11 protein-coding genes are annotated in these 10,862 nt (G+C 65.2%); 6 read left to right on the forward strand and 5 right to left on the reverse strand.

Translation table 11 applies throughout. From position 1 onward, the window contains the following. Window positions 1–11: 11 nt before the first annotated feature. From pucL to uraD, 3 genes are read right to left on the reverse strand one after another with little or no spacing between them, the layout of a single operon-like run. Window positions 12–902, reverse strand: coding sequence for a factor-independent urate hydroxylase (gene pucL, locus BH95_RS03220; RefSeq protein ID WP_020111709.1), 891 nt, complete (start codon window positions 900–902; stop codon window positions 12–14). 2 nt (window positions 903–904) lie between these two features. Beyond that, window positions 905–1,237 (reverse strand): hydroxyisourate hydrolase, encoded by a 333-nt coding sequence (uraH, locus tag BH95_RS03225; RefSeq protein WP_019664801.1) that lies wholly within the window; start codon window positions 1,235–1,237, stop codon window positions 905–907. Continuing rightward, entirely contained in the window at window positions 1,238–1,768 is a 531-nt protein-coding gene (uraD, locus tag BH95_RS03230) for a 2-oxo-4-hydroxy-4-carboxy-5-ureidoimidazoline decarboxylase (protein WP_052059947.1), read from the reverse strand. A 220-nt stretch (window positions 1,769–1,988) separates the two neighbouring features. Between uraD and BH95_RS03235 the strand changes: the two genes are divergently transcribed. From BH95_RS03235 to allB, 6 genes are read left to right on the forward strand one after another with little or no spacing between them, the layout of a single operon-like run. Then, on the forward strand, window positions 1,989–2,381 hold the full coding sequence (locus BH95_RS03235; RefSeq protein WP_019664803.1) for an allophanate hydrolase-related protein: 393 nt from the start codon (window positions 1,989–1,991) through the stop codon (window positions 2,379–2,381). Between the two features lie 14 nt (window positions 2,382–2,395). Further along, on the forward strand, window positions 2,396–3,223 hold the full coding sequence (locus tag BH95_RS03240) for a hydroxypyruvate isomerase family protein (RefSeq protein ID WP_037180939.1): 828 nt from the start codon (window positions 2,396–2,398) through the stop codon (window positions 3,221–3,223). A gap of 9 nt (window positions 3,224–3,232) precedes the next feature. After that, on the forward strand, window positions 3,233–4,132 hold the full coding sequence (locus tag BH95_RS03245) for a 2-hydroxy-3-oxopropionate reductase (RefSeq protein ID WP_033190409.1): 900 nt from the start codon (window positions 3,233–3,235) through the stop codon (window positions 4,130–4,132). 1 nt (window position 4,133) lies between these two features. Beyond that, the gene (gene gcl, locus BH95_RS03250) at window positions 4,134–5,924 is read left to right on the forward strand and encodes a glyoxylate carboligase (protein ID WP_020111714.1); all 1,791 of its coding nucleotides are present in this window, start codon (window positions 4,134–4,136) and stop codon (window positions 5,922–5,924) included. A gap of 11 nt (window positions 5,925–5,935) precedes the next feature. Next, window positions 5,936–6,988, forward strand: a complete 1,053-nt coding sequence (alc, locus tag BH95_RS03255; protein WP_019664807.1) for an allantoicase — start codon at window positions 5,936–5,938, stop codon at window positions 6,986–6,988. Further along, window positions 6,978–8,276: an allantoinase AllB gene (allB, locus tag BH95_RS03260; RefSeq protein WP_037180941.1), complete on the forward strand. Its 1,299-nt coding sequence runs from the start codon at window positions 6,978–6,980 to the stop codon at window positions 8,274–8,276. Before alc ends, allB begins: the two co-directional genes overlap by 11 nt. A 66-nt stretch (window positions 8,277–8,342) precedes the next feature. On the opposite strand, the gene BH95_RS03265 is transcribed toward allB, so the two are convergent. Together BH95_RS03265 and BH95_RS03270 are read right to left on the reverse strand one after the other, a co-directional pair. Next, entirely contained in the window at window positions 8,343–9,419 is a 1,077-nt protein-coding gene (locus BH95_RS03265) for an XdhC family protein (protein ID WP_037180943.1), read from the reverse strand. Then, window positions 9,419–10,855: an NCS2 family permease gene (locus BH95_RS03270; RefSeq protein WP_019664810.1), complete on the reverse strand. Its 1,437-nt coding sequence runs from the start codon at window positions 10,853–10,855 to the stop codon at window positions 9,419–9,421. The genes BH95_RS03265 and BH95_RS03270 overlap by 1 nt, the downstream gene beginning before the upstream one ends. Window positions 10,856–10,862: the final 7 nt, after the last annotated feature.

Here is a 10,862-nt window from a genome sequence, read left to right on the forward strand (position 1 = left end):
GGCCTTCGCTCCTAACAGAATCCGGGTACGGTGGCCCACACGTGCCCGGCGTCGGGAACGTCGTCGCGTTTCACCGTCGCCTCGATCAGTCCGTACGGCCGGTCGGCGACGTAGAACACTTCACCTGGGTTGTCGAGTCCGAACGGCTCGAGATCGACGAGGAAGTGGTGGATGTTGGGCATGGAGAACTTGATCTCGCCGATCTCCGGGTGCGCTTCGAGGACTTGGGTTCCCATCTGGAACAGACTCTGCTGCAACGCCAACGAGTGGGTGGATGCGAAGGCGTCGAGCATGATCGACCGGACGTCGTCGAAGACCTTGTCGAAATCGAGGTCGGTGGACAGGTACCGCCACCGCGCGCTGACCGATGTCGCGAGAATGCGGTCGGTCGTCTCCTTCAGCGTCGTGTACCGATCCTTGGGGTATCCCCAGAACTCCGATGCCGTGGAGTTCAGGACGACGAGATCACTGACGCCGGAGATCACCGTCGGGCCGGTTTCGTCGATGGTCACGACGGTGTTGCGCTTCTCGTCACTGCTCTTGACGAACGAGTGGTCGTAACCGTCGGTGCCCGACGGTATTCGCGCCCAGCTGTACTGCTCGATCTCCCACCTCCCGCCGTCGATCCAGTCGAAACTGTCGGTGAAGTGCCGGCCGAGACGCAGAGCGAAGTCCTCGATTGCGCCGAGTCCCTCCCGGGCGAAGGCGTACACGGTGTTCTTCTGGGTGTCCGTCGCGACGACGTGACTGTTGTCGCCGACGGTGTGGGCGGCTTCCAGATCACCCCGCAGCTGGGAGGTGACGCTGACGTCGGTGATGCGGTGACGCGGAGTGTCCCGATCGATTCTGACCAGGCGGCATTCGGCCTTTCCGTACTGATTTGCTCCGAGAACGATGCTCATGTCTAGCTCCCTCGATAGGTCGTGAATGCGAACGGGCTGAGAAGAAGTGGTACGTGGTAGTGCGAGGCGTCCGGGGCTGTCTCGAAGACGATCTCGACTGCGGGGTAGAAGGTGTGGACATCACGGTCGGCGTAATAGCGGCCGGTGTCGAAGGTGAGGCGGTATCGGCCTGGGTCGAGAGCGTCGGGGCCCAGGCTTTCGATGCGCCCTTCGGAATCGGTGACGCCCTGGGCGATCTCCTGCCGAGCATTCGAGAGTACGACCGAAACGCCCTGTGCAGGAGCGCCACTGGACGAGTCGAGCACGTGGGTGGTGACGAAGCTACGTCCGGGCATCTACGACTCCCTCGCCAATCGCACGGCGGCGATCTCACGGAGTTCACGCTCGACGACGCGCTCCTCGACATCCGGTTCGTTGCCGAGGCGATGCTCCAGCATGTCGACGATGTCGTCGATGCTCCGGCCGGCAGCGCGAACGAGAAACACCCGGTCGAAGCGCCTCTCGTAGGCGATGTTTCCGTCGCGCAGCCGTCGCCGGACGTCGGTGGCCGACATGTCGAGGCCCGCCTGCTCCGCCCGGGCACTGCGTGCGTGGTCGTCGTCGCCCTCCGGGCGTTCCCCGATGCGAGGGTGCACGTCGAGCGCTCGGTCGATCTCGTCGGTGGTCAGTGGGGCTGCCGCAGCGAACACGGCCCGGCGTAACTCGTCGTCGTCCTCGTACGGCAGGTGCCCGACAATGTGCTCGATCCAACGAGGAACGTCCAGTGCCGCTGCAAGCATCCTCTGCACGTCGGGTTCGGCGGCTGCGTTCAGACGCTGTGCCGCGCCTACCTCTCCCAATTCCGTAATGCGAAATGTCGATTCCATATATTGAGCGTGACAGCCATCACATATTGCTGTCAAGAGTTTGTGCCGACCAGTTTGCCGAGAAGTCATGCCCATTGGAACGCAACGGATTTCGCATCATGGAATTGTTACCGGCGGGGGTCCGCACGGTTGACAGATCGCCGTGCGGTGGATCACACTTTCCGTATCGCTGGAATTTCTATTCCACAATGCGAAATTCAATCGACCCGAGGAGGCATAGATGACCGAGCTGTTCTGCAACGGCGGAGCCATGCGCGGCGGCAACCTTCACCACAACGTCGCCGGCCACCCATTCGTCGGAACCGCCAGAACGACCGCCAAGTACCGCTTCTACTCGGTTCGCGACGAGTTCCCGGCACTACTGCTGGACGACGCTTCAGGAGCGGCGATCGACGGCGAGCTCTACGACATCCCACTGGACGACATCCGGACTGCGTTTCTGCCCGACGAGCCACCGGAGCTCGAGCTGACAGTCGTCGAACTCGAGGACGGGCGTTCCGTGCTGGGCGTAGGACTGCGCCCCTGGGTTCTCGAGGAGCATCCGGACGATCTGACCGACATCACTCACACTGGAGGTTGGCGACAATATCGCGGGCTCCCGGTCCCGAGATGACGAAAGGTACAGCAATGCAGAACAACTCGTACACGGTCAACTGCTCCATCCTGTTCACCGACGTTCCGCTGCTGGAGCGACCGGCTGCCGCGAAGGCGGCGGGGTTCGACGCCGTGGAATTCTGGTGGCCGTTTCCGACTCCGGTTCCCGGCGACAGCGACGTGGATGCGTTCGTCTCCGCCGTCCGGGATGCAGGCGTTCAGCTGACCGGACTCAACTTCGCCGCGGGCGACATGCCTGCGGGGGACCGTGGAATTCTGAGCGACCCCTCGCAGGTTCGTGCCTTCCGTGACAACATCGACGTCACTGTCGGCATCGGGAAGACGCTCGGCACCGGCGCATTCAACGCGTTGTACGGAAACCGAATCGACGGCATCGACCCCGCCGAGCAGGATCGTGTCGCGGCCGAGAACCTGGCTGCCGCCGGAGCCGCTGCAGCCGACATCGGCGCCGTCGTGCTGATCGAGCCGGTCAGCGGTGCACCGGCATACCCGCTCCTGACCGCCGACGACGCCGTGGCCGTCATTCGACGCGTCGAGCGCGACCACGACGTACACAGCCTTCGTCTGCTGGCCGATCTGTATCACCTCGACGTCAACGGGGACGACGTCGCCGCCGCACTCGACTCCTACTCCGACCTCATCGGTCACGTTCAGATCGCCGACTCCCCCGGCCGCGGCGAGCCCGGAACCGGAACGCTCGACCTGCCCACCTACCTGTCGCAACTGAGCGGCAACGGCTACGACGGCTACATCGGCGTCGAGTACAAGGCCACTCGCCCCGACACCTTCTCCTGGCTGCGCGACACCTCGTCCTGGGTCGCCGCCCCCACCTCCACGTAAGGAATCTCCATGAGCACAATCGCTTTCATCGGTCTGGGAATCATGGGAAGCCCCATGTCCGTTCATCTCGCCGAGGCCGGACACCATGTCGTCGGCTACAACCTGACGCCCGACCGCACCGGCCCACTCGTCGCCGCCGGTGGCACCGCCGCGGACTCCATCGCGAAGGCCGTCGCCGACGCCGACATCGTGGCGGTCATGGTCCCCGATTCCCCCGACGTGCAGGAGGTGCTGCTCGGTAAGGACGGCGTGTTCGACCATGCCCGCCGCGGCACCCTCGTCATCGACTTCTCGAGCATCCGCCCGGACGTGACCGCCTCGCTCGCCGAGGAGGCCGCGACCCGCGGGTTCCGTTTGATCGACGCGCCCGTCTCGGGAGGCCAGGCAGGCGCCGAGAACGCCACGCTGTCGATCATGGTCGGTGGAAGCGCGGAGGACTTCGCCTCCGCCAAGCCGGTTCTGGACGTGGTCGGAAAGACGGTGGTACACGTCGGTCCCAGCGGGTCGGGGCAGACCGTCAAGGCCGCCAATCAGTTGATCGTCGCCGGCAACATTCAGGTTCTCGCCGAGGCCATCGCATTCCTCGAGGCGTACGGAGTGGACCTCGCGGCGTCGGTCGAGGTGCTCGGCGGAGGCCTCGCCGGTTCAGCAGTGCTGAACCAGAAGGCACAGAAGATGCTGGACAGATCGTTCGAACCGGGTTTCCGAATCGACCTGCACCACAAGGACCTCGGCATCGTCACCTCCGCTGCCCGCGAGGCAGGCGTCGTCGTGCCGATGGGTGCTGTCCTGGCCCAGCTGATGGCGTCGGCCCGGGCCAACGGCGACGGCGGGCTGGATCATTCGGCTCTCTACCGCGGGGTCGCTCGTCTGTCCGGAACCCTCGACACAGAAACCACGGTGAACTGACATGCCCAAGATGCGCGCGGCCGATGCGGCCGTCAAGATTCTCGAACTCGAAGGCGCAACGACCGCGTTCGGTCTGCCCGGCGCGGCGATCAATCCCTTCTACGCCGCGATGCGTGACCACGGCGGCATTCGCCACGTCCTCGCGCGCCACGTCGAAGGTGCCTCGCACATGGCCGAGGGGTTCACCCGCGCCGCCGCAGGCAACATCGGAATCTGTATCGGAACGTCCGGCCCGGCCGGCACCGACATGATCACCGGCCTGTACTCCGCGATGGCCGATTCCATCCCGATCCTGGCCATCACCGGCCAGGCTCCCGTTGCACGGCTGCACAAGGAGGACTTCCAAGCCGTCGACATCGCCGCGATCGCCGGGCCCGTCACCAAGATGGCGATGACCGTTCTCGAACCGGCGCAGGTACCAGGCGCATTCGCTCAGGCATTCCACCTGATGCGGTCCGGCCGACCTGGGCCGGTCCTGATCGATCTGCCCATCGACGTACAGCTCGCCGAAATCGACTTCGATCCCGATACCTACCAGCCTCTGCCGGTGCACAAGCCGCTGTGCTCTCGGGCGCAGGCCGAGAAGGCGATCGACATGCTCCTCGCCGCCGATCGCCCGTTGATCGTCGCCGGCGGCGGCATCATCAACGCCGACGCATCCGACCTCCTCGTCGAACTGGCGGAAATCCTCGACGTCCCCGTCGTTCCGACCCTGATGGGATGGGGCACCATTCCCGACGACCACCGCCTCGCCGCGGGCATGGTGGGACTGCAGACCGCACACCGGTACGGAAACGCCACGTTGCTGGCGTCGGACTTCGTGTTGGGCATCGGCAATCGTTGGGCCAACCGGCACACCGGGGGCCTCGACACCTACCGCAAGGGGCGGAAGTTCATCCACGTCGACATCGAACCCACCCAGATCGGCCGCGTCTTCGCGCCCGACTACGGAATCATCTCCGACGCCAAGGCTGCCCTCGAGCAGTTCATCGCGGTCGCCCGGGAACGCAAGGCAGCGGGAACACTGCGCGATCTCGGTGACTGGGTCGCGGCGTGTGCCCACCGCAAATCCACCATGCACCGACGCACCCATTTCGACAACGTGCCGATCAAGCCACAACGCGTGTACGAGGAGATGAACAAGGTCTTCGGCCGGGACACCCGATACATCAGCACCATCGGTCTGTCGCAGATCGCGGGCGGACAGTTTCTGCACGTGTTCTCCCCGCGCAACTGGATCAACTGCGGGCAAGCCGGCCCGTTGGGTTGGACCATTCCGGCCGCCCTCGGTGCCGTCGCCGCCGATTCGTCGGCGAACGTCGTTGCCCTCTCCGGTGATTACGACTTCCAGTTCATGATCGAGGAACTGGCCGTCGGAGCGCAGTTCAACCTGCCGTACGTGCACGTCGTCGTCAACAACTCCTATCTCGGTCTGATCCGTCAGGCGCAGCGCGCCTTCGACATGGACTTCTGCGTCCAACTCGGATTCGACAACATCAACACCCAGGAAGCAGAGGAGACCCTGCCCAAGGGATACGGCGTCGACCACGTCCGTGTCGCAGAAGGATTGGGATGCAAAGCACTTCGCGTGACCGAGCCGGAGCTGATCGGTGAAGCACTCGTCCGTGCCCGGACCCTGGCGTCGGAACACAAGGTCCCGGTCGTCGTGGAGATCGTGCTCGAGCGCGTCACCAACATCGCTATGGGCACCGAGATCGACAACGTCGGTGAGTTCGAGGAACTGGCCGTCACGTCGGCCGATGCACCCACTGCCCTGCTGATGATGGACTAGGAAAGGCACAGATGACCATCAAGGATTTCACTCACCTCACCGATCTCGCCTCACGCGCCCTGGGCGGAAGCGTCTCGGCCGCCAACGACGAACTGTTCGCCCAGCGGGAGAACCTGATTCGTCCTGAAGCACCGTTTTTCGATCCCCACGATTTCGGACACAAGGGCAAGGTGTACGACGGCTGGGAGACGCGGCGGCGACGCGACGACGGTGGCCACGACTGGGCAATCGTTCGTCTCGCGGCGCCGGGCATCGTCCACGGTGTGGTGGTCGACACCGCGTACTTCAAGGGCAACTATCCGCCATTCGTGTCGGTCGAGGCCGCATTCGTCGACGGCTACCCGTCGATCGACGAGGTGATGAAGGCCGACTGGCAGACCATCGTCGCCAAGTCCCCGGCGGACGGCGACACTGCGAATCTCTACGAGGTCGCCGATCGACACCGCTGGACGCATGTCCGGTTGTCGATCTACCCGGACGGAGGTGTCGCTCGATTCCGTGTACACGGCAAGGTCGTCCAGGACCCTCGATTCCTCGGCGGCACAGTGGACTTGCTCGCCGCCGAGAACGGGGCCTCCCTGACCGAATGCTCCGACGCTTTCTACTCCTCCCCCGCCAACATCATCCTTCCGGGGCGCGCACGCAACATGGGCGAGGGCTGGGAGAACTCTCGTCGGCGCGGCGGCGGAAACGACTTCGCGATCTTCGAGCTGGCAGCGCCCGGCGTTCCCCGTCACGTGGAGGTCGACACCAGCTACTACGTCGGCAACGCGCCGGGATGGATCCGGCTCAGCGCGGTCGATTCTCGTCGGCGACACAAAGCGGACCACACCGCGTGGACCGAGATCCTCCCGCGCACAGCCGTACAACCGGATACCCGCCATCGTTTCCTGATCGATCGAGCCGAGTCGTACACGCACCTGCGCCTCGACGTCTATCCCGACGGCGGGCTGTCCAGGCTCAGACTCTTCGGCGAACTGGACGCCGAAGCGTTGGACAGCGTCGATCAGGCCTGGCAGGCGGCGTCCCCCTTCGAACTGGTCGGAGCCGACGGTGGCCGATAGGTTCGACCTGCTGATCAGGGCACCGCGCGCGATCGTCGACGGATGGGAGTGCGCGGTGTCGGTGGGAATTCGAGACGGGCGCATCGCTTCCCTCGATGCTCGGCACGCCGACGACGTCGTCGAACTCTCCGACGACGAAGTGCTGCTCCCTGGTCTCGTCGACACTCATGTGCACGTCAACGAGCCCGGACGCACCGAGTGGGAAGGCTTCGCCAGCGCCACCCGTGCCGCGCGGGCCGGCGGCATCACGACGATCGTCGACATGCCACTCAACAGCATTCCGCCGACCGTGGACGTGGACGCTCTCGAGATCAAGCGACGGGTGGCGGCCGATCGATCGGTGGTGAACGTCGGCTTCTGGGGTGGCGCAGTGCCGGGCAACGTCGACCAGCTTCGTCCGCTGCACGACGCCGGTGCCTTCGGGTTCAAATGTTTCCTGCTGCACTCCGGCGTCGACGAGTTTCCACCCCTCTCGGCACCGGAACTCGAGAAGGCACTCATCGAAATCGCGTCGTTCGACGGGTTGATGATCGTCCACGCCGAGGACGCGGGCGTGATCTCGTCCGCGCCCCCGCCGTCGGGCACCGCGTATTCGGGTTTCCTCGATTCGCGGCCCCGCGCAGCCGAGAACCTCGCCATCGCACAGGTCGTCGAGTTGTCCCGGCGCACGGGATGTCGCGTGCACATTCTGCACCTGTCGAGCTCGGACGCGCTGCCGCTGATAGCTGCGGCCAAGCAGGACGGAGTGCGCGTCACCGCCGAAACATGCCCGCACTACCTGTGTTTCGACGCCGAGGACATCCCGCCCGGTGCAACACAGTTCAAATGTTGTCCCCCGATCCGTGAGGCAGGCAACCGAGAACTGCTGTGGCAGGGCCTCGCCGACGGCATCATCGACACCGTGGTGACAGACCACTCCCCCTCGACCGTCGACCTCAAACGACTCGACACCGGCAATTTCGCCGACGCCTGGGGCGGGATCGCGTCGCTCCAGGTCTCACTGCCCGCAGTGTGGACCGAGGCGTCGCGTCGCGGACACTCGTTGGCCGACGTGGTGCGCTGGATGGCGGTGAACACCGCAGACCAGGTCGGCCTGCCGAACCGGGGGCGCATAGCCGTCGGCGCCGTGGCCGACCTCGTCGTCTTCGCCCCGGACCAGGAGTTCACCGTGGACGTCGCCTCCCTGCACCACAAGAACCCCGTCACCGCGTACGACAAGCTCGGCCTTCGCGGTGTGGTGCGTCGTACCTTCCTCGCCGCTCCGCAGCTCCTCTCCCGCAGGACCTGACCCGTCAATGCACACGAGTCCGCCCCGGAAGCCACATTCGGCCCCGGGGCGTCGACTTGTGTGCAGTCAGGACACGCGTGCGTTCTCGATGTCGCGGTGAATCGGACCTGTGGACTGCACGAGGGGCAGGCAACTGCCGTTCCGTCGGAGTGCGGTGAATTCCGCGGCGATGGACAGGGCTGTTTCCTCCGGGGTGCGGGCGCCGAGGTCGAGGCCGATGGGCGATCGCAGCCGCGACAGCTCGCGGTCGGTGAGCCCAACGTCCCTGAGACGGCTCAGCCGGTCGAGGTGCGTTCGCCGCGAACCCATGGCTCCGACGAACGCGACGGGTAACCGTAGCGCCACATCCAGCAACGGAACGTCGAATTTCGCGTCGTGCGTCAGGACGCAGACGACGGTGCGCGAATCCACCGGTGTGCGTGCGAGGTAGCTGTGTGGCCATTCCGCCACCACCTCGTCGGCGTCGGGAAAGCGGGCCTCGGTCGCGAAGACCGGACGAGCGTCGCACACGGTCACTCGGTAACCCAGGAACTTCCCCAGCCTGGCCAGTGCGCCCGCGTAGTCGATGGCACCGAAGATCAGCAGTCGCGGCGGCGTGGCGTGAGACTGGACGAACACCTCGGCGTCGGGGCGGCATCGTACCGAACGGATGCCGGACGACCCACTGTCCAGCATGGCGAGCGCTTCGCTGGAGACCACGGCGTCGACGTCCGCGAAACCCGTGGTTCCCGTCGTCCCGTGCGCGCCGACCATCAGCACCGCACCGGTGGCGTCCAGCAGCTGGGCCACCGCCACGTCGGCACCGGTGGCCACCGCGTCGACGACGGACGCCGGCGGCGCGGTGGAGACGAACACCTCGATGACGCCGCCGCAGGTCAGTCCGACCGCGAAGGCGTCGTCGTCGCTGTATCCGAAGCTCTCCCTGACGGGCACACCCGTTGCGAGAACGTCGCGGCACAGCTCGTAGACAGCACCTTCGACGCATCCGCCGGACACACTTCCCACTGCTTCGCCGTCGGCTGCGACGGCCATCGCCGCCCCCGGCAGGCGAGGTGCGCTGCCGGAGACGGAGACGACGGTGGCGATGGCGTACGGCATTCCGACGGAATTCCAGGTCGCCAGTGACGATGCGATGTCGCGCATCAGGAGATCCCGAGCGCTTCCTCGATGGGATGCAGTGCGAAGTAGACCAGGAAGACAGCGGACATCACGTACAGCAGCCAATGTGTCTGTCGCACTTTGCCCTTGGCCACGCGAACCAGGGTGTAGGCGATGACACCGGCTGCGACGCCGACGGTGATGGAGTAGGTGAACGGCATGAGCACGATCGTCAGGAACGCGGGGATCGCGATGTCGGTGTCCGCCCAGTCGATCTTGCGTACGTGGGTCATCATCAGCGCACCGACCAGCACCAGTGCGGGTGCTGCCGCTCCGACCGGCACCACTCCGGCCAACGGGGTGAAGAAGATCAGGCTGGTGAGCAGTCCTCCGGTGACGACGCTTGCCAGTCCGGTCCTCGCTCCTTCGGTGACACCGGCCGCGGATTCCACCACGGCGGTGTTCGCGGATCCGTTGAACGCGCCGCCGACGATGGCACCGATGCCGTCGACGGTGAGGATGCGGCTCAGTCCTGGCATCTTGCCTTTCTTGTCGACCAGGCCTGCTTCCTCGCCGACACCGAGGATGGTGCCCATGGCGTCGAAGAATCCGGACAGTACGAGGGTGAACAGGACCACCGAGGCGGTGACGACTCCGGCTCGGGCGAACCCGCCGAAGATGTCCACGTCGAACAATAGGCCGAATTGCGGTGTGGCGACGATGGAGTCCGGCACCTTGGGCACGACGGGCCCCCACGCCTTCGGGTCGATGTCGATCACCGCGTTCAGAACGATCGCCAGATTGGTGGCGACGAAGATCCCGATGAGCATGGCGCCGGGCACGCGTCGGACGAACAGCATGAGCATCACGACGAGACCGACGCAGAACACGAAGACCGGCCAGCCGGCGAGTTTGCCGAACGTCCCGAGAGTCACGGCGGTGGCGGCAGATTCGTGGTGTCCGACGAAGCCGGCGTCGACCAGTCCGATCAAGGCGATGAACGCGCCGATACCCACTCCGATGGCCTGCTTGAGCACCAACGGTATGGCGTCCATGATGAGCTGTCGAACTCCGGTGAGCGCGAAGATCACGATGACGACGCCTTCGAGTACGACGAGTCCCATTGCCTGCGGCCACGTCATGTAGGGCGCGGCCTGGAACACCACGATGGGGGTCACACCGAGGCCGGCGGCCATGGCCAGCGGTGCGTTGCCGACGACGCCCATCAGTATGGTCGTGAGCCCGGCGGACAGCGCCACCATCGTGGACAGCTGTGCCGGATCGAGGGTGGCACCGGTGACGTCCTTGGCGTCACCGATGATGAGCGGAATCAGGACGATCAAGTACGCCATGGCGACGAATGTGGTGATGCCGCCACGGATTTCTCGGGACACGGTGGATCCGCGCAGGGAGATCGAGAAGAACTTGTCCAGCGGCGAGGTACTGCGTTCGCGCGTGCCGGACGAATCGAGCTGAGTCATGTGCCCT

Source organism: Rhodococcoides fascians A44A, from assembly GCF_000760735.1.
GTDB lineage: Bacteria > Actinomycetota > Actinomycetes > Mycobacteriales > Mycobacteriaceae > Rhodococcoides > Rhodococcoides fascians_E.